The organism is Tsuneonella sp. HG249 (assembly GCF_053819205.1).
The window spans coordinates 106476-125364 of sequence record NZ_JBSOQY010000004.1; the positions used below are offsets into that span (position 1 = coordinate 106476).

At 67.9% G+C, this 18889-nt stretch carries 18 protein-coding genes; 15 read left to right on the forward strand and 3 right to left on the reverse strand.

Annotated features, from left to right (window positions below):
- Nucleotides 1–41: 41 nt before the first annotated feature.
- From ACWPM1_RS14160 to tilS, 3 genes are all read left to right on the forward strand, one after another.
- Nucleotides 42–878 (forward strand): helix-turn-helix domain-containing protein, encoded by an 837-nt coding sequence (locus tag ACWPM1_RS14160; protein ID WP_455695557.1) that lies wholly within the window; start codon nucleotides 42–44, stop codon nucleotides 876–878.
- A 145-nt stretch (nucleotides 879–1023) separates the two neighbouring features.
- Nucleotides 1024–1974: a tetratricopeptide repeat protein gene (locus tag ACWPM1_RS14165; protein ID WP_455695558.1), complete on the forward strand. Its 951-nt coding sequence runs from the start codon at nucleotides 1024–1026 to the stop codon at nucleotides 1972–1974.
- Nucleotides 1975–2056: 82 nt separating this feature from the next.
- A complete protein-coding gene (gene tilS, locus ACWPM1_RS14170) occupies nucleotides 2057–2971 on the forward strand; it encodes a tRNA lysidine(34) synthetase TilS (protein ID WP_455695559.1) in 915 nt (304 codons plus the stop codon).
- On the opposite strand, the gene ACWPM1_RS14175 is transcribed toward tilS, so the two are convergent.
- On the reverse strand, nucleotides 2972–3625 hold the full coding sequence (locus ACWPM1_RS14175; RefSeq protein WP_455695560.1) for a L,D-transpeptidase family protein: 654 nt from the start codon (nucleotides 3623–3625) through the stop codon (nucleotides 2972–2974).
- 82 nt (nucleotides 3626–3707) lie between these two features.
- Nucleotides 3708–4502: a transglutaminase domain-containing protein gene (locus ACWPM1_RS14180; protein WP_455695561.1), complete on the reverse strand. Its 795-nt coding sequence runs from the start codon at nucleotides 4500–4502 to the stop codon at nucleotides 3708–3710.
- Nucleotides 4503–4597: 95 nt separating this feature from the next.
- Here ACWPM1_RS14180 and ACWPM1_RS14185 point away from each other — a divergent pair, with 95 nt between their 5' ends.
- The 8 genes from ACWPM1_RS14185 to ACWPM1_RS14220 all read left to right on the forward strand — a co-directional run bounded on the left by ACWPM1_RS14185 (nucleotide 4598) and on the right by ACWPM1_RS14220 (nucleotide 14036).
- Nucleotides 4598–5050, forward strand: coding sequence for a MaoC family dehydratase (locus ACWPM1_RS14185; protein ID WP_455695562.1), 453 nt, complete (start codon nucleotides 4598–4600; stop codon nucleotides 5048–5050).
- Nucleotides 5047–5934, forward strand: a complete 888-nt coding sequence (locus ACWPM1_RS14190; RefSeq protein WP_455695563.1) for an HpcH/HpaI aldolase/citrate lyase family protein — start codon at nucleotides 5047–5049, stop codon at nucleotides 5932–5934. Before ACWPM1_RS14185 ends, ACWPM1_RS14190 begins: the two co-directional genes overlap by 4 nt.
- Complete coding sequence (locus ACWPM1_RS14195) at nucleotides 5931–6347, forward strand: secondary thiamine-phosphate synthase enzyme YjbQ (protein ID WP_455695564.1); 417 nt, start codon at nucleotides 5931–5933, stop codon at nucleotides 6345–6347. Before ACWPM1_RS14190 ends, ACWPM1_RS14195 begins: the two co-directional genes overlap by 4 nt.
- Before the next feature lie 77 nt (nucleotides 6348–6424).
- A complete protein-coding gene (gene zwf, locus ACWPM1_RS14200) occupies nucleotides 6425–7885 on the forward strand; it encodes a glucose-6-phosphate dehydrogenase (protein WP_455695565.1) in 1461 nt (486 codons plus the stop codon).
- Nucleotides 7878–9692, forward strand: coding sequence for a phosphogluconate dehydratase (edd, locus tag ACWPM1_RS14205; protein WP_455695566.1), 1815 nt, complete (start codon nucleotides 7878–7880; stop codon nucleotides 9690–9692). The genes zwf and edd overlap by 8 nt, the downstream gene beginning before the upstream one ends.
- Entirely contained in the window at nucleotides 9692–10663 is a 972-nt protein-coding gene (gene glk, locus ACWPM1_RS14210) for a glucokinase (protein ID WP_455695567.1), read from the forward strand. The genes edd and glk overlap by 1 nt, the downstream gene beginning before the upstream one ends.
- Nucleotides 10660–11274: a bifunctional 4-hydroxy-2-oxoglutarate aldolase/2-dehydro-3-deoxy-phosphogluconate aldolase gene (gene eda / locus ACWPM1_RS14215; RefSeq protein WP_455695568.1), complete on the forward strand. Its 615-nt coding sequence runs from the start codon at nucleotides 10660–10662 to the stop codon at nucleotides 11272–11274. The genes glk and eda overlap by 4 nt, the downstream gene beginning before the upstream one ends.
- On the forward strand, nucleotides 11271–14036 hold the full coding sequence (locus tag ACWPM1_RS14220) for a phosphoenolpyruvate carboxylase (protein WP_455695569.1): 2766 nt from the start codon (nucleotides 11271–11273) through the stop codon (nucleotides 14034–14036). The genes eda and ACWPM1_RS14220 overlap by 4 nt, the downstream gene beginning before the upstream one ends.
- 9 nt (nucleotides 14037–14045) lie before the next feature.
- On the opposite strand, the gene ACWPM1_RS14225 is transcribed toward ACWPM1_RS14220, so the two are convergent.
- Nucleotides 14046–14765 (reverse strand): Crp/Fnr family transcriptional regulator, encoded by a 720-nt coding sequence (locus ACWPM1_RS14225; RefSeq protein WP_455695570.1) that lies wholly within the window; start codon nucleotides 14763–14765, stop codon nucleotides 14046–14048.
- Nucleotides 14766–14894: 129 nt separating this feature from the next.
- On the opposite strand from ACWPM1_RS14225, the gene ACWPM1_RS14230 reads away from it, so the two are divergent.
- The 4 genes from ACWPM1_RS14230 to ACWPM1_RS14245 all read left to right on the forward strand — a co-directional run bounded on the left by ACWPM1_RS14230 (nucleotide 14895) and on the right by ACWPM1_RS14245 (nucleotide 18750).
- On the forward strand, nucleotides 14895–17420 hold the full coding sequence (locus ACWPM1_RS14230) for a DUF2339 domain-containing protein (protein ID WP_455695571.1): 2526 nt from the start codon (nucleotides 14895–14897) through the stop codon (nucleotides 17418–17420).
- A 115-nt stretch (nucleotides 17421–17535) separates the two neighbouring features.
- A complete protein-coding gene (locus ACWPM1_RS14235) occupies nucleotides 17536–18162 on the forward strand; it encodes a lytic transglycosylase domain-containing protein (RefSeq protein WP_455695572.1) in 627 nt (208 codons plus the stop codon).
- Nucleotides 18163–18165: 3 nt separating this feature from the next.
- Complete coding sequence (locus tag ACWPM1_RS14240; RefSeq protein WP_455695573.1) at nucleotides 18166–18465, forward strand: TrbC/VirB2 family protein; 300 nt, start codon at nucleotides 18166–18168, stop codon at nucleotides 18463–18465.
- Nucleotides 18466–18468: 3 nt separating this feature from the next.
- On the forward strand, nucleotides 18469–18750 hold the full coding sequence (locus ACWPM1_RS14245; RefSeq protein WP_455695574.1) for a type IV secretion system protein VirB3: 282 nt from the start codon (nucleotides 18469–18471) through the stop codon (nucleotides 18748–18750).
- Nucleotides 18751–18889 lie beyond the last annotated feature (139 nt).

An 18889-nucleotide genomic window follows, 5' to 3' on the forward strand; every position in this document is an offset into this window, starting at 1 on the left:
GTCGATTGCGGGGGCGTTGTTCGAAATTTTCGGGACGCTAGATGGATAAAAACACGGGTTCGCTCGATGATCAGCTGCCGCTGCACAGCGTCGGCGAGAGGCTGCGTGTCGCCCGCGAGCAGGCGGGGATGACGCTCGAGCAGCTCGCGGCAGAAACGCGCATTCCGCAGCGACACCTGGTGATCATGGAAGCGAGCAACTGGAACGCGCTTCCCGCGCGGACCTACGCCACCGGGTTTGCCCGCACTTACGCCAAGGCAGTGGGGCTGGAGCCCAAGGGGATCGTTGAAGACGTGAGCGAAGAGCTCGCGGCTTCCGATCCGGCCGAGCGCTATCGCGGCGCGCGGTTCGAACCGGGCGATCCGGCGCGCGTTCCCTCGCGGGGGCTCGCACTGATGAGCCTGCTCGCCGTGGCCCTGCTACTCGTCGGCGGGATCATGTTCTACAATCGGATGCTTTCCCCCGGATCCGGGCCGGGCTCCCTGCTGGATCAGGAGCGACTTGCCAGACAAGCGGTGTCCTCGCCCAAGGCGGCAGTATCCAAGGCCGGGCCGACGGCACCGACCGGGGGACCTGTGGTGTTCACCTCGCTAGAGGATGGTGTGTGGGTGAAATTCTACGACGGCACCGGCGCGCAGTTGATGCAGAAGCAGATGGCCAAAGGCGAAACCTACACGGTCCCCACCGATGCGAGCGGACCGCAGGTGTGGACCGGGCGGCCGGACGCGCTGGCGATAACCGTGGGCGGCCGCACGGTGCCCAAGCTTGCCGAAAGCGAGAGCGTGATGAAGGACGTGCCCGTCACGGCGGAAGCGCTTCTTCGCCGCGCTGTCTCAGGAGCCACGCGGGCAACCCCCGCGATGGCCGAGGGCACCTGATCGGCTGTCCCCCGCTTTGCCGGGCGCGTCGCTCGACAAGGGCCGGAGCGGGGCATTAACCAGAGGAAGCGTCGTTCATCAGCGGTTCGCCAGCCGCGCGCGAAACGACGGACGGGAAGACTTACGGGAACTGATGATGGGGATCATGAACATTCGCTGGGCTGCCGCTCCGCTGGCGCTCGTCGCCATTGCCGGGGCCGCCGTGCCCGCACAGGCGCAGGATGCCGCGACCGACGCGCGGCTGAAGAAGGCCGAGGCCGAAATCCGCGCGCTCCAACGCAAGGTGTTCCCGGGCGGCGACGGCAAGTTCTTTGAACCGCAGATCACCTCGGCGCAGCCGACGGCCAGCACCGCGACGCCCTCGACCACTGCGGTCACCGACATCCTCGCCCGGCTCGATGCGCTCGAGGGACAGATCGCGCGGCTGACCTCGCAGACCGAAGAAAACACCAACGCGATCGCGCAACTCGGCACGCGCCTGGGCGCCCTGGAGGTAACGAGCGGGGCCGCGGCGTCCGCGGCCGTGGCCAAGCCGGCGGCGGCCGATGTCAATCTGTCGGCGATGACCGGCGGCGCCTCGGCGCGTCCGGTGGCGGTTACGCCGACGCCGGCGGCGGTTACTACGACACCTGCAGCCGCGAAGCCGGCGGGCCCGACGGCCCAGCGGCTGGCAGCCGTACAGGCGATCGCCAAGCCGCAGACCGACGATGCCGGCGACGACGAATACAGCTACGGCTTCCGCCTGTGGGACGCCAAGTTCTATCCCGAGGCGCAGCAGCAACTCTCGCTGTTCGTCGAGAAGTATCCCAACCACAAGCAGATCAGCTACGGCCGCAACCTGCTCGGCCGGGCGTTCCTCGACGATGGCAAGGCCAAGGAAGCGGCGCCGTGGTTCCTCAAGAACTACCAGAGCGACAAGCAGGGCGCGCGGGCGCCCGACAGCCTCCTGTTCCTCGCGGAAACGATGATCTCCATGAAGGACACCAAGCGCGCGTGCATCGCGCTGGCTGAATTCGGCGAGACATATCCGGCGGCGGCTACCGGACGTCTGAAGGCGCAGTACGACGCGAACCGCGCGAAGGTTAAATGCAATTGATACGGGGATCGATCCTGACCTGATCGAGCGCTTCCGCGCGGGCCTGCGGAAAGTCTGGCCCGAGGTCGCCGAAGGCGGCCGGTTGGGCGTAGCGGTTTCCGGCGGCCCCGATAGCCTCGCCCTGCTGTTGCTCGCGAACGCCGCGCTGCCGGGGCGGGTGATCGCTGCCACGGTCGATCACCGGCTGCGCGAAGAAAACGCTGCCGAGGCTCGGACGGTCGCCGAGGTCTGCCGCGAGCGCGGCATTCCGCACGAGACGCTGACGGTGGCGGTCGAGGCAGGCAACCTGCAGGATCGTGCTCGCGATGCGCGCTACACCGCGCTCTGCTCCTCGTTCGCGCAGCGTGGCGCTCGGGTCTTCGCGACCGCCCATCATGCCGACGACCAGGCCGAAACCGTGCTCATGCGTCTCGGCCGCGGCAGCGGGCTGTCGGGTCTCGCGGGGATCAGGGCGCGACGGATCGTGACCGCGCCCGAGCCGCTCGGAGGATTCCTCGTCGCGCGCCCTCTGCTGGACTGGCGGCGCGCGGAGCTCGCCGCGGTCGTCGAGCACGTCGGGCTGGTGGCAGCGGACGATCCTTCCAACGACGACGCACGGTTCGACCGGGTGCAGATGCGCCGCCGACTGGCGGACATGCCATGGCTCGATCCGTTCGCCATCGCGCGAAGTGCCGCTTTGTTGCAGGAGGCGGAGGATGCCATCGCCGACGCCGCCGCCGTGGTCATGGCGCGCGCGGTTCATCGCGACGGCAGCGCGATCTGGTTCGAATGGGGCCACTCACGGTTGATCGAAATAGAGGTCGTCGGCGCGATCCTGCGAGAGCTTGGCGCGGAAGCGCCGCGTTCGGCAATCGCCCAGATGGTCGGTCAACTGACGGCCGAGCATCATTCGACATTGGCCGGCGTGATGGCGCGGCGGGCCTTCCATCGGAAGGAGCCCGGCACGCAAGTCGACGCCTGGAAGTTCGAGCGCGAAAACCCCCGCCGCTCGGGTTGATCAGACGATCGGCTGTCCCATCGCCAACTGGACCCCGCGGGTGATCACCACTTTGTCGCCGGGCTCGGTCTCAGCGAAGACCTTGGCGACGAAACTGTCGGGGCCGGCGATGCAGCCGTGGCTGGCGTAGCCGTTCTCGATCAGGCTGCCGCCGTGGATGGCGACGCCGTCGCGGGTCAGGAACATGCTCCACGGCATCGGCGCGTCGTCGTACTTCTCGGACTTGTTGTGCCGCTGCTTGGCGAGGATCGGGAACGTGCCCAGCGGTGTGGGGTATTCGTCGGTCCCGAGCAGCACGGCGGCCGCGCCGATCTCGTAACCGCCGCGAAACACCGACATGACCCGCGCCTCGAGATCGACGGTGATCACGACGGGCCCGGGCGGCACCCCGTCATCGTCCCAGTGCCATTCGCCGTACTTGATCGGGCCGGTGATCGGGAGAACGCGCTTGACGGTGAATTGGCTGGCGGCAGGCTTAGGCGCGGCGGTCGTTTTGGGGAGCGCGAACCGCTGCCCGTCGACCGGAATCGCCTGGGCCGCTTGCGGCGTGGGCTGAGCGGTGGGGGCGAGCGCGCCGCTGGCTACCGCAGCGCCGGTGAAGCCCAGCAGTATCGAGGCCGTCGCCCCTCCGATCCATTTGATCATCGCTTCCATGGCGTCACTATGCGCGGGCAAGGCTTTGCGTTCCACCTCGCGCGGGGCCGCGTCCCCCCGCGGGACGACGCCCGCGAAAAGGTTACCGCCGGGTTACCGCCACGGTCTTGTCGCCGAACTGGGCCGGGCCGAAGCTGGTAAGGAAGCTGACGTCGGCGGCGTCGCGCCCGATGCCGATCTTCACCGTGTCTGCCGGATTCGCCATGCCGGTGGCGTCGACGATGTACCACGCTCCGCCGCCCGGAGTCGTGGGGTCGGTGAGGAACACCTCGGCGAGCGCGTGGAAGTCGGGCGGATCGACCCCGGGAGCGAAGCAGGAAACGTAACGCGCCGGGATCGTCGATGCGCGGGCGAGGGTGATGAGGACGTGCGCGTAGTCGCGGCACACGCCCCGTCGTTCGACGAAGCTGTCGAGCGCCGTGGTCGTGCTGGTGCTGGCCTGGGTGTAGGTGAAATGGCTCGCGATCCAGTCGCGGATCGCCAGCACCCGGTCGCCGCCGCCGAGGGCGCCGAACTCGTCCTGCGCAAACGATTGCAGGCGGTCGGCCGGGCAGTAGGTCGAATCGAGCAGGTAATCGAGCGTTTCCCCCGGCAGCTCGTGCGGGTGAAGCTGCGCGAGGCCGGCCAGCTCGGGCGACAGCCGCTTGACCTCGACCAGCGCCTCGTAGCCGACTTCGAAGCGCCCCTCGGCGTGGACCAGCACGCGCTCGCCGACTCCGTCGTGTGCCGGTACCCGCGCATAGTCGGCGCCGCAGGTGAGGTCGGTGTGGGCCGACAGGACGGTCTGCTCAGGGATCGTCGCCGCCTCGAATTGGAGGATGAGGTCGGTCGGCTGGTCGAGCATGAAGTCGAACCGGGTGGAGATGGCGATGGGCATGGTGGGGGCGCAACGGTTGGAAGGGGGCTGGGTTTCGCGCACCCCCTGTCATTCATCGCGGCCCCGCGCTAGTCGCTTCGTCGAAGGAGACGCGTATGCCGGGCCTGTGGTTCGATGAACTCGCCGTGGGGCAGACTTTCGATCATCCGATCCGCCGGACGGTGACCGAAACCGACAACCTGCTGTTCACCACCCTGAGCCATAACCCCGCCGCGCTGCATCTCGACGCCGAGTACATGAAGGAAAGCGAGTATGGCCGGATCCTCGTCAATTCCTGCTTCACGCTGTCGCTGATGGTCGGGGTTTCCGTAGGCGACACCACGCTCGGCACCGCGGTCGCCAACCTGGGGTGGGACGAAGTGCGCTTTCCCGCGCCGGTGTTCGTCGGCGATACCTTGCGGATCGAGACCGAGGTGGTCGAGCTGCGCGACAGCAAGTCGCGCCCCGAAGCCGGCATCGTCACCTTCGCTCACCGCGCCTTCAACCAGGACGGCAAGCTCGTCGCCACCTGCAAGCGCAGCGGGCTCCAGCGGAGGAAACCGGCATGAGCCGCGCGCTGCGCAGCCTGCTGTTCATCCCCGGCGACAGCGACAAGAAGCTCGCCAAAGTCGCAGGCTGCGGCGCCGACGCGGTAATCCTCGACCTCGAGGATGCGGTGGCGCCGGCCAACAAGGCCGACGCCCGCGACAAGGTGGCCGAGTTCCTGCGCACGTTCGAGCGAATCGAGAACGCCCCCGAGCTGTGGGTTCGCATCAACCCGCTCGACAGCCGTCTCGCTGAAAGCGACCTCGCCGCAATCGTCCCGGCACGTCCGGATGGCATCATCCAGCCGAAGCCCGACGGCCCGGAGGACGTCGCCAAGGTGTCCAGCCTGCTCGATCACATGGAGCTGGCGCACGGCCTCAAGCTGGGATCGATCGGCGTAATCCCGGTTGCGACCGAGACCGCGATCGCGCCATTCCGGCTCGGAGATTACGCGACCGCCGGGCTCACCCGGCTACGCGGAATCACCTGGGGCGCAGAAGACCTCTCCGCCGCGCTGGGCGCGACCGGCAATCGCGGGCCCGACGGCGAATGGCTGTTCACGTATCGCCTGGTGCGGTCGCTCACGCTGATGGCCGCTCATGCCGCCGGGGTGCCGGCGATCGAGACGCTGCACGCCGACTTCAAGGACGAGGCGGGCCTGCTCGCCAGCAGCCGCCAGGCGCGGGCCGAGGGCTTTTCGGGCCGCCTCGCAATCCACCCCGCGCAAGTCGGGCCCATCAACGAAGGCTTCACTCCCAGCGCTGAGGAAGTCGCGTTCGCCCGCCGCGTGGTTGCTGCGTTCGAGGCGGAGCCGGACGCGGGCACCGTGGGCATCGACGGCAAGATGTTCGACATCCCGCACCTCAAGTCCGCGCGGCGCACGCTGGGGCTCGCCGGCGAAGCATGAGAGTGGAGCAGGGCATCCTGCGGATCGACACCGCCGGGCGCGAGCTGCTGGACATCACGGGGAAAGTCACCGTCTGGCTCGCACAGGCGCGGCTCGCCAAGGGCACGCTCAGCCTGTTCTGCCGCCACACCAGCGCGGGCTTGCTGATAAGCGAGAACGCCGATCTGGCGGTCCGCCGCGACCTGGTGCGCTGGCTCGAGCGTATCGCGCCCGAAGGTGGCGGTTACGAACACGACGACGAGGGCCCCGACGACATGCCGGCGCACATCAAGACCTTGCTGACAGGCTCCGCGCTAAGCGTGCCGTTCGCGGGCAACCGGCTCCTCCTTGGCACCTGGCAAGCCATCTACCTCGCAGAGCATCGCGCGCGCAGCCACACGCGCGAGGTTGTTCTTACCGCCATCGGCGAATGAATGAATAAGTATGCTGGCGCTTTGCCCGGGGGCCGGGGATTGCTAGGCCGCACCCGCATCGCCTGATTGGGAGCGCCATGGCCGACAGCCGACAAGTCGCGAAGTTCACCGCCGACCGGCTGCTGCTGTTCGGCGCCACGGGCGACCTGTCGCAGCGCATGCTGCTACCCTCACTGTGTGCGCTGGCGCACGATGGGTTGCTCTCATCCAGGCTCAAGATCGTCGGCACCGCTCGCTCGGCGATGAGCGACGCGGAGTTTCGCAACTTCGCCCGCGCCGCGCTGGAGAAGTACCTGCCCGCCAACCGCCGCGGGGGGATGGCCGATTTCCTCAATCGTCTTTCCTACCAGGCGCTCGACGCCTCCCAAGGCGACGGTTTCGAGGCGCTGGCGAAGAAGGTCGGCAAGCCCCAAGAAGGGCTCGCCATATTCCTGTCGACCGCGCCGAGCCTGTTCGAACCGACTATTGCGGGGCTGCGGGCGGCGGGCCTTGCCGGTAGCAACGTCCGCATCGGTCTTGAGAAGCCGCTGGGCACGGACCTCGCCTCGAGCCGCGAGATCAACGACGCCGTGGCGGCTGCGTTCAGCGAAGACCGCATCTTTCGCATCGATCACTACCTCGGCAAGGAGACGGTGCAGAACCTCCTCGCCCTGCGGTTCGCCAATCTGCTGTTCGAGCCGATCTGGAACGCCAATTATATCGACCACGTCCAGATCAACGTGGCCGAGACGGTGGGGCTGGAAAGCCGCGTCGCCTACTACGACGACAGTGGGGCCCTGCGCGATATGGTGCAGAACCACATTCTCCAGTTGCTCGCGCTGGTGTGCATGGAGCCGCCGACCAGCTTCGACGCCACCGCCGTGCGCGACGAGAAGGTCAAGGTGCTGCGGAGCTTGCGCCCCGTGACCGAGGCCGAGACCGTCACCGGCCAGTACCGGGCCGGCGCGGTCGAGGGCAAGGCGGTGCCCGGCTACGACGAGGAACTGGGCAAGGATAGCGCCACTGAAACTTTCGTCGCGATCAAGGCGCACGTCGACAACTGGCGCTGGAAAGGCGTGCCGTTCTACCTGCGCACCGGCAAGCGGCTGCCCCAGCGGGTGACCGAGATCGTCGTCCAGTTTCGCTGCGTCCCCTATTCGATCTTCGAGAACCGCGGCGCGAAGACCAAGCCCAACCGTCTCGTCATCGGCATCCAGCCGGAAGAGAATGTCACCCTTTCGCTGATGACCAAGGTCCCGGGCCTCGACCGCGAAGGCATTCGGTTGCGGCCCGTCCCGCTCGACATATCGATGCCCGACGCGTTCGCGGGCGCCGTCCGACGCATCGCCTACGAACGGTTGTTGCTCGATCTCGTCGAGGGCGACCAAACGCTGTTCGTCCGGCGCGACGAGGTGGAGGCCCAGTGGGAGTGGATCGATGCGATCCGCGAGCTGTGGGCCAAGACCGGCCTGGAGCCGAAGACCTACACCGCCGGATCGTGGGGCCCGAGCGCGGCCATCGCGCTCGCCGAGCGCGACGGGGTGAGCTGGCATGAGTAATCTTCACGACACCGTTCACCGCGTCACCCAGCGGATCGTCGAGCGCTCGCGGAGCGGCCGCTCGCGTTATCTCGAGCTCATGGAGCGCGAAGGCGACAAGCACGCCGACCGCAATACCGCGCTCCCGTGCTCGAACCTAGCGCACGGCTTTGCCGCGACCGGCGAGGACAAGGCTTCGATCGCCACCCGCGCGGGCCCCAACATCGGTATCGTCACCGCCTACAACGACACGATCTCGGCCCACCAGCCGTTCGGATCCTACCCGCCGCAGATGAAGATCTGGGCGCGCGAGGTGGGCGCGACGTGCCAGGTGGCGGGGGCGACCCCGGCCATGTGCGACGGAGTCACCCAGGGCACCGACGGCATGGAGCTGTCGCTGTTCAGCCGTGACGTCATCGCCCTGTCGACGGCGGTCAGCCTCAGCCACTCGATGTACGACGGCGTCGCGATGCTCGGCATGTGCGACAAGATCGTCCCCGGCCTGCTGATGGGCGGGCTGCGCTTCGGTTACCTACCGACGATCTTCTTTTCGGCCGGTGCTATGCCCACCGGCATCTCCAACAAGGAAAAGCAGCGTGTTCGGCAGCTCTATGCCGAAGGGAAGGCGACCCGCGCCGAGCTGCTCGAGAGCGAGGCGTCGAGCTATCACTCGCCGGGGGTGTGCACGTTCTACGGGACGGCCAACTCCAACCAGATGATGCTCGACCTGATGGGCCTCTCGCTCCCGGGCGCGGCGTTCATCAATCCCGGTACCGCCTTGCGGCAGGCGCTTACGCGGGCCTCGGTCCACCGGCTGGCGGCCATCGCTCGCGACGGTAACGACTACCGTCCGCTGGCACGGTGTGTCGACGAGAAGGCGATCGTGAATGCCACCGTTGGGCTGCTGGCGACGGGCGGCTCGACCAATCACGCGATCCACATACCCGCGTTTGCCCGCGCCGCCGGCGTCGAGATCGACTGGAACGACATGGCCGAACTCAGTGCGGTCGTGCCGCTGCTCGCCCGCGTTTATCCCAACGGCGCGGACGACGTGAACCAGTTCCAGGCGGCGGGCGGCCTCGGCTTCCTGGTGCGCGAGCTGCTCGAGGCCGGGTTGGTCCACCGCGACATCACGACCGTGTTCGGCGACGATCTCGGCGCCTACGCGCTCGAGCCGTGGCTTGATGGCGAGGAACTCGCCTGGCGCGATCCAGGCCCCAGCGGCTCGGACAGCATCCTGCGCCCCGCCGCCGACCCTTTCCAGCCCGAAGGGGGCATGCGGTTGGTGGAAGGCAATCTCGGCCGGGCCTGCTTCAAGACCAGCGCGGTCGATCCCGAGCGATGGACGATCGAAGCGCGGTGCCGGGTGTTCGACGACCAGCACGCGGTGGTCGAGGCTTTCGCCGCGGGCGAGCTCGACCGCGACGTTGTGGTGGTCGTGCGTTTCCAGGGCCCGCGCGCCAACGGCATGCCAGAACTGCACAAGCTCACCCCGCCGCTCGGCGTGCTGCAGGACCGCGGCTACCGCGTGGCGCTCGTCACCGACGGCCGGATGAGCGGAGCGAGCGGCAAAGTGCCCGCGGCGATCCATTGCTCGCCCGAGGCCCTCGGCGGCGGCCCGCTCGCCCGGGTGCGCGACGGCGACATGATCAAGCTCTGCGGCGAAACGGGCACGCTTTCGACCGACGCCGACCTCGGGTCGCGCGATCCAGTAGCGATGGGCGACGACCAGCAAGGCGTAGGGCGCGAACTGTTCGCGATGTTCCGCATGGGCGCCGATTCCGCCGAGCGGGGGGCGAGCGCGATGCTGGCCGCCGGCGGCCTGTGATGGAGCTCGTCGCGGTCGACATCGGCGGCACGCATGCCCGTTTCGCGATCGCCACGGTGGCGGCCGACGGCGCGATCACGCTCGGCGAGGCCGAGACCCTCCACACCGAAGATCATGCCAGCTTCCAGACCGCGTGGGAGGATTTCCGCGAACGCAACGGGGGCACGTTGCCCCGCGCGGTCAGCATGGCGATCGCCGGGCCGGTGGGCGGCGAGGTCATTCGTTTCACCAACAACCCGTGGCTCATCCGGCCCGCGCTGGTGAAGGAGAAGCTGGGGGTCGATCACTACTGCATCGTCAACGACTTCGAGGCGGTGGCGCACGCGGTGGCGCGCGCGCCCGACGACCAGTTCCTCCACCTGACGGGCCCGGACGAGCCGCTCCGCGCCAAGGGCACGATCAGCGTGCTCGGCCCGGGCACAGGGCTCGGCGTGGCGCACCTCTGGCGCGACGGGAAGGGCGGCTATCACGTCCAAGCCACCGAGGGCGGGCACATCGACTTCGCGCCGCTCGACCAGATCGAGGACGCCATCCTGGCGCGGCTCCGCAAGCGGCACAACCGCGTGTCGGTCGAACGCGTAGTGGCGGGGCCGGCGGTCTCGGACATCTACCAGGCGCTCGCCGCGATGGAGGGCCGGGCGCTGATCGAGGAAGACGATGTCGCGATCTGGACGCGCGGCACGTCAGGCGAAGACAGCCTGGCCGCGGCGGCGGTCGATCGCTTCTGTCTGTCGCTTGGAAGCGTGGCGGGCGACGTCGCCCTCGTCCAGGGCGGGTTCGCGGGGGTGGTGATCGCCGGCGGCCTCGGGCTGCGCATTCGGGAGACGCTGCTCAAGTCAGGCTTCGCCGGCCGCTTCCGCGCCAAGGGGCGGTTCGCGGAGTTGATGGCCTCCATCCCGGTCAAGCTCATCGTTCATCCGCAACCCGGACTGTTCGGGGCTGCCGCTGCGTATTCATTGGAACACTTATGAGCCAAATCGAGCGCTTCATGCGCATGGCACCGGTCATCCCGGTGATCGTGATCGAGGATCTCGCGCATGCCGTCCCGCTCGCCGAGGCGCTGGTGGCGGGCGGCCTGCCGGTGCTCGAAGTGACCCTGCGCACCCCCGCCGCGCTTGACGCGATCCGCGCGATGAAGTCGGTGCCCGGCGCCATTGTCGGCGCGGGAACGGTGGTCAACGAGGCCCAGCTCGACGAGGCGATCGCGGCAGGGAGCGAGTTCGTCGTCTCCCCCGGCTTGACCGATAAACTGGGCCGGGCGGCGGTCGACCGCGGCGTACCCTTCCTGCCGGGCATCGCCAATGCCGGCGACATCATGCGCGGCCTCGATCTCGGGCTGACCCACTTCAAGTTCTTCCCGGCTATGGCTGCGGGCGGTCTGCCGGCGCTCAAGGCGCTGGCCGCGCCGTTCGCGCAGTGCCGCTTTTGCCCCACCGGCGGGATCACGCTTGCCAACGCGCCCGAGTGGCTCGCTTTCGAGCCAGTGCTGTGCGTCGGCGGCAGCTGGGTTTCGCCCAAGGGTGTGCCCGACAAGGTGGAGGTCGAACGCCTTGCCCGCGAGGCGGCCGCGCTGGGTCGATGAAGACCGTCGCCGAGCTTGTCGAGCGCCTGCAGGCGCACCACCGGCAGACTGCCGAGACCCCTCTCTTCAATCCTGTCTTCCAGCTCTCGCTGGACCTGTCGCGGGCACTCGAAGGCGGCGAACTGTCGCTCGGGGCCCTGGACGGAATCGTCGCCGAACTCGAATGCAATGCCTTGCAGAGCCGCGCCGTGCGCTTGCAGCACCTTGTCTCCCCGGGCAACGCGACCGGCGACCTCGCCGCGCTCGTGCGCGAGGAGACGGACTTCGACAGGTTTGCAGAGCGCTGGTCACGTCCGCAACTCCATGCGGTGTTCACCGGACACCCCACTTTCCTCCTTTCGCCGTCTCAGTCGGAGGCGGTGGCAACCGCCGCCGGAGGGCCCGACGCGCCGGACGCGGCGGTTTGCGCGGTGCCCGGCGAACGGCCCGCCATCACGCTCGATTACGAGCACGGGCAGGCGATGCACGCCATCGCCCGGGCGCAGGACGCGCGCGATCGCATGGTGCGGGAGCTGCTCTCTCGCGCTCGCGACCAGTGGCCCGAACGCTGGTGCGAGCTGGCGCCGCTGCCGTTCCGCTTCGCTACCTGGGTCGGTTACGACATGGACGGTCGCACCGACATCAAGTGGCATACTTCGATCGCTTACCGCCTGGCGGAGAAGGCGATGCGGCTCGATCGTTACGCCGACAGCCTCGCCGCCTTCGCGCCGGATCATGCGCTGATCGCCGAACTGCGCGGGTCCGCGGCGTGGTCAGCAGAATGTGCGAACGAATTCGCCGGCGATCTTACAGACCCGACAGCGCTGTCACTTGCTGCCAACAAGTTGACGGCCGATCATCCGGCCAAGCTCTTGTCGCTTGCTCCAGTGATCGACCGGCTCGAGAATGAGGCGGCGGAAAGCGAACATGCCGTCGACCTGCGCACGCTGGCGGCGGCAATGCGCGCCGACGGCCTGGGCATGGGGTGGATCCATTTCCGGGTGAACGCCAGCCAGCTGCACAATGCCATCCGACGCCGCTTGCCCGACGAACACGAGATCGACGTCGCCAGCCGGGGTGCGCTCGCGACGCTGCGTTCTATGCTGTCCGAAGTCCGCCCGCTGCGGGCCAATTTCGCCGCGCTGGCGGTGGAGAGTTCCACGGCGATCCGGCAGTTCCTGGCGATGGCCCAGATCCTCCACCACGTCGATGCGGACGCGCCGATCCGGATGCTCATTGCCGAATGCGAGCAACCCGCGACGGTGCTGGCAGCGCTCTATTTCACGCGTCTGTTCGGCATCGAGGACAAAGTCGACGTCTCGCCGCTGTTCGAGACGGAAAGCGCTCTCGAGCACGGCGGGCGGCTGCTCGACGCCTTGCTCGCGGAGCCGGCGTACCAAGCCTATGCCCGCTTGCGCGGCAGGGTGGCGGTCCAGACGGGCTTTTCCGATGCCGGTCGATTTGTCGGCCAAGTCCCTGCAAGCCTGGCTATCGAACGGCTACAGGGCCGGCTCGGCGATGCGATGGCCGCCAACCATCTGACCGATGTCTCGGCACTGATGTTCGACACGCATGGCGAGAGCATGGGCCGCGGGGCGCATCCATCGAGCTTTGCCGACCGGCTCGAATGGCCGCTCAGCTCTTGGGCGCGGCGGCGCTTCGCCCGGGCCGGCGTCGCGCTCGAGCCCGAAGTCAGCTTCCAGGGCGGCGACGGGTATTTGTTCTTCGCCACACCCGAACTCGCACTGGCCACGCTGACCCGCGTCGCCGAACTGCACCCGGCCTCGGCCGACACCGACGCCCCCGCCGACCCGTTCTATCGCCGGACCGATTTGAGCCTCGATTTCTACCGTGCGATCAAGGAACACCAGCGAGCCCATCTTGAGAGCCGCACTTACGCGCGCGCGGTGACGGCGTTCGGGCTGGGCATGCTGGTCGAGACCGGCAGCCGGAAGAGCCGCCGGCAGTCCGACCTCGGCGCCGAGCGCGAGATGAGCCTGCGGCAAATTCGGGCCATCCCGCATAACGCCATCCTCCAGCAACTCGGCTATCCGGTGAACGTTATTGCCGGGGTCGGTAGCGCGGCGGACGGCAGGCTCGACGACATGGCGGCGCTGCTGCGCGAATCGCCGCGCGGGCGACAGATCGTCCGCCTGCTGCGGGCTGCGAACGGTCTGGCGAGCATCAAGACCGTTGCCGCCTTCGGCGAGCTGTTCAACTCGGCCTACTGGGCGAGCCGGACCTACCGCGGTACGGAAGATCACCTCGCGCCGGCCTGTGCCGCGCTTGCCGAGTATCTCACCAAGGACGACCGCAACGGCGTGTTCCGCCGGCTCGCCTCCCGGCTGCGGGTCGATGCCCTGAAGCTGCACCGGCTGCTTGCGCTGGTGCCCGACGACGGCCCGCGAGGCGAACGCGAGCAGGTGCGCAGGGAGATCGGGGTCCTGCAGGCACTCCGGCTGGCGCTGCTTCAGCACATGTTCCTCAAGGCCGTCAGCATCCCCGCATTCGCCCGCGCCAACGACGTTAGCCGGGACGACGTGCTCGAGATGGTCTTCACCTTGAGGATCGACGATGCGTTGGTCGAATTACGTCGGGCTTATCCGGTCCAGATGGCGCGGACCGAAGACTTCGCGGTCGATGAACGGGGCGATTATCCGGACGGCGGCAGCGAGGGATATGCCGCGATCCACCGCGACTATATCGAGCCGATCGCCGACGCGCATGTGCTCAACCTGCGCATCGGAGTCGCGGTCGCGAACCTTTTCGGCGCCCACGGCTAGGACGCGTCGTCAGAGCCCGTCGAGCTCGTGTTCGACGTGAAGAGGCCCTGCGCCATAGAGATATGCGGGATCGAATTCGCCATGCTCTTCGAGCCGGGCTCGCTCGCGTACGATGACCAAGCCGCGCCGGAACTCGGCGATGCCCTCGCGGCGCAGTTCGGATATAGCCCGATTCATGTGGATCGGGGTGGTGCCGCACATCTCGGCCAGGTCGGTCTGTGTCAGGGGAGAGCGGAAGCCATTGGGCCGGTCCAGCCCGACCATCTCCAGCCGCTTCCAGATTTCCGCGAACCGGTGCGCCACGCGTCGGCTCGCCTTCAATTGCCCGAGCTTGAGCGTCCACTGGCGGTGGATGGCTGCATCGAGCAAGGTCGAGAACCAGAACAGCCGTGACAGATGGGGCTCGTCGGCATGGATTTGCGCGACCCGCGAGTGGGGCACATAACCGACCTTTGTCGGCCCGAGCGTGATGACATCGTGATCCAGCCGCGTGAGGGCGTAGGCGTGCAGATCGACGAAATCCCCCGGCACCTGGATACCAACGACGTAGCGGCGATCTCTCTCTGTGATCGTGCGCAAGATGTAACCGTCTATCAGTATGGTGCTGCGTTCGGCGGGCTCGCCGCGCGCAAGGATCGTGTGGGGCCGGTCGTATTCCGCGACCTCGCTAATGGAAGCTTCGAGCAGCTCTTTTTCACGCTCGCCCAGGGCGTGGCGCGACCGCCCCATGAGGAAGCGTCCCGTTAACGGATAGCGAGTGACATCGTCCACCATGTCTTGAACGCTCAGTGATCGTAGTGTGCATTCGTTCCGGCATGGGGTTGAAAAATACATCCGTCAGGTGAACGCTGCTGCCGGATGGGGTTTTTCGGGTTTTTGATCCTGGCCGTTTTCACTGCCTTGCTATGGCGGCGGACGGACGGCTTGCAGCGCGAGCTGGCCGAGCTTCGCAAGCAATTGGCGTCGCGTCCCTCGATGCCTTTGTCGGCCGAGCCGGTCGCGATCGCGTCTCCCAGGGCGGCACAACAACAACAGGTTCTGCCCACAGCGGTCGTCGAGCCCGAGGCTGTCGTGGAGGCGGCGACGGAGATTAGCGAGCCGGCCACGGAAGTAGCTGCCGCTCCCGCCGGCGCGAGGTTCGATTTCGAGGATTTGTTCGGGCGCTTGCTGCCAATCTGGGCCGGCGGGGTTACTCTCGCGGTCGCCGGCTTCTTCCTGGTGCGATGGTCGATTGACGCCGGCCTGCTTACTCCCGCGGTGCGCGTGGCGCTCGCCGGGCTCTTCGGGGTGGCTCTGCTGGTCGGAGCCGAGCTTGCGTACCGCTGGCGGGACCGCGTCGCCGACCCGCGTGTTGCACAGGCCCTCGCCGGAGCAGGGCTCGCGACACTTTATGCCGCCTTCTATCTCGCCGGCACGGGGTACGGCCTGATCGGCTCGACACTTGCGTTTCTCGGGCTGGCCGGCGTGACCGCCGCCGCGATTGCCCTGTCATTCCGTTTTGGCCTGCCGAGTGCGGTGCTGGGCTTGGTCGGCGGCTTTGCCGCCCCCGCTCTCGTGGGGAGCGAGCAGGCGAACCTTCCGCTTCTCACGCTCTACCTGGCACTGGTGACCGTCGGGCTGGCCTATACCGGGCGGAGGCAGGATCGCGCGTGGCTGGGTGTCGCCGCGATTGCTGGCGGGCTCGGCTGGGGAGCCTTGCTGCTGGTTGGTGCCGCGTCCCGCACTCCGGATGCAGTGGTCCTTGGCGTCTATCTCGTCCTGCTTGGTGCAGTTGTGCCAGCTTTCGCCGGCGGGGTGGGCCGAATGCACTGGAGTGTTCGGGTTGGGGCGGCCGCCGTCGCCGCACTCCAGGTCGCCGTGCTTGTCCAGCAGGGCGGCTTCGGCGCGCTCCAATGGGGGCTGTATCTCATGCTCGCAGCAGCCCTCGGCTGGTTCGGCTGGCGGGAGCCGGCCATGCGCGAAGCGAACGCGGCGGGTGCGGCGATCGGCATCGCCTTGCTTCCTTTCTGGCCCGACCCCGCTCCGCTCGGCTTCGCGGCCGTGGCGGCGGGTTTGGCGGCAATCTTTGCCGGTGTGCCGCTGGCGCAACTCGCGCGCGGGCACGGCCGGACGCTCGACATTGCGCAGGCGATCGGCGTGGCGCTCGGCCTGGCCCTCGCGACTCTCGGACATTTCGGTTCGCCGCTATCCAACGAGCCAGCGCCATGGCTGGCGTTTGCACTGGCGGCGCTCGCCTGCCTCCCCGGCGCGGTAGTGGCTCTGTCGCGTGCTCAGCCCCACGGGCCCTGGCAGATTGGAGCGCAGGCCACCGCCGCGCTGATCGCTTTCGGCGCGGTCGCCCAATTGCTGCCGGAGGACGCGCTGGCATGGATCGCGGCAGTATCGGCAGCCGCGATCGCCTGGCGAGCGCGAGACCTCATCGGCGCCCTCGCCATGCTGGCGTCGCTAGCTGCCCTTTGGTCGCTGGTGCCGGTGTCCGCCTGGCTCGACGCGGGTGTGCTGGCGCTCGCTGGCATGCCGATGACCTTGGGCGACCTTCCTCCCTTGCGGGAGGTCGCCCTGCGATTGCTGCCGTCCGTCGTGGCAGTCGCTGCATTGTGGACGGTCTCGGCGAAAAGCGGCGTCCAAAGAGCACTTGAGGTAATAGGGATCGGCTTGGCGGTTATCGCCGCGCACACCCTGTTCCGCCATGCTTTCGGCGCGGCCGCGGGCAGCGATTTCACGAACACGGGGGTGATCCAGCGGGCCACGTGGGAAGCGCTACTCCTCGGCACGGCCTGGCTAGCCTGGACGCGCGAGCGGCGCCATCTCGCGATAGCGCTGGCGGCGGCCGGCCTTGCTCACTTCGTGTGGTTCGCACTCGTGCTGCACAACCCCTTGTGGAGCGAACAAGCGGTGGGCGAGGTGCCCATCGCCAACGCGCTCCTGCCAATGTACGGGCTTGGCCTTGCCGCTCTGCTCCTCTTGCGCGGCTGGAGCCCCCCGAGCCCGCCCTACTTGCGCTGGGCTTTGGATGCCGGCGCGATGGTGCTCGCTGCGCTGTTCGCGCTGTCCGGATTGCGGCACGCGTACTCCGGATCGCTGCTGACTTCCGTCACGATGAGCCCCGGCGAGAATCTGCTGCGATCGTTTCTCGGCATAGTCCTTGCCATGGGTTTCCTGTGGTGGGGCGCCCGGTCCGATGAGCGGAGCTGGCGGATCGGCAGCCTCGTCGTCATGCTGGTCGCGGTACTCAAGGTGTTTCTGGTCGACGCGGCCGGGCTCGCTGGGCTTGCCCGGATCGCCTCCTTCATGGCGCTCGGCTTCAGCCTGATTGGCATCGGCTGGTTCTATACGCGCCAGCTGCGGCGCCCGGCGGCGGCCGCTCCGGGCCAGCCTTCCTAGGCATTTCGCAGCGCGCAGCCGATGTTCTGCCGATGAATTGCCGATCTCGGTTCAGGAATCTGTCACGCAATCGTCTCTTAGTGTAGGCACGGGGTTCCCGTACGGAGGGATTGTGATGATTCTCGGCCGAGTGGGCGTACCTGCTGCATTGGCGCTGACTTGCGCCGCGGTACCCGCCCACGCCGACGTGATGGAGATAGGCCCGCAGGGTCCGCGCTGGGTTTCCGGCGCGCTGGCGGCTGGGCCTGCCGCTGAGACCCCACTCACCTCCGAAAGCATCGAGCTGGGGGCCGACTTCGCGGTGCCGCCCCATGCCATCGCGGACGCAGCCCGTCAGGCCGGGATCGTGCCTGTGGTCTATGCCGCCAAGGTGACCGAGCTGGCCGATCGCTTCGACCTGTCGCCCGCCCTGATCGAGGCGCTGGTGTGGCAGGAGAGCCGCTGGAACGCGGCCGCCCGCTCGCCCGTCGGGGCGCGGGGCCTGGCGCAATTGATGCCGGGCACAGCGCGTTATCTCGGCGTCGACCCGGACGATCCGTTCGCCAATCTCGAGGGCGGGGCGCGGTATCTGCGCGAGCAGATGGACCGCTTCGAAGGCGATATCGAGAAGGCGTTGGCCGCTTATAACGCGGGCCCCGGCCGAGTTATCAAGGCCGGCGGCATTCCGCGCATTCGCGAAACGCAAGGGTATGTCGCCGCCATCATGGGCCGGCTTTCCGATCATTCCAGGGACAAGAACTAGTCAATGAAGCGCTTCATTCGCCTGATTCCATCTGTAGTTCTCGCTTCTTCTAGCGCTGCGTTCGCGCAAGCCGATCCGGCAGGATCGGGCCCGATCGTCGCCGCGCTCGGCTGGCTGCAGGGCACGCTGCTCGGCAACGTCGCCACCGCCGTGGCGGTGATGGCGGTCGCCGCGGTGGGCTTCATGATGCTCACCGGGCGGCTCAACTGGCGCTTCGGCGCGACAGTGATCATCGGCGTGTTCATCCTGTTCGGCGCGGCGAGCATCGTCGCGGGGATTCAGGGCGCGGCGGCGGGCGTCTGAGCGATGGAACTCGCCCGCCATCCCGTCCACCGTGCGCTGACCCGCCCGCAGATGTTCGCGGGCGTGACCTACAACTACTTCATCATCAACTTCGCGCTGACCACCGAGCTGTTCCTGATCACCGGCAGCTGGTGGGCGCTTCCCGCCGCGGGCGTATTCCACGCAGTCGGCTACTTTGCCTGCCTGCGCGAGCCGCGGGTGTTCGACTTGTGGCTGACCAAGGTCAGCAAGTGCCCGCGCGTTTCCAACTGGAAGCGCTGGGGCTGCAACAGCTACGCCGCATGACCGAGAGGACGACCCCTTGAGCAAGTGGATCGGCGCCGCCGCCTGGAGCGCGAAGGAAGCCCGCGCGGGCGACCGGCTGCCCTATGCGCGCCTCATCGACGGCAACACCGTGCTTTTGCGCGACGGCAGCGTGATGACG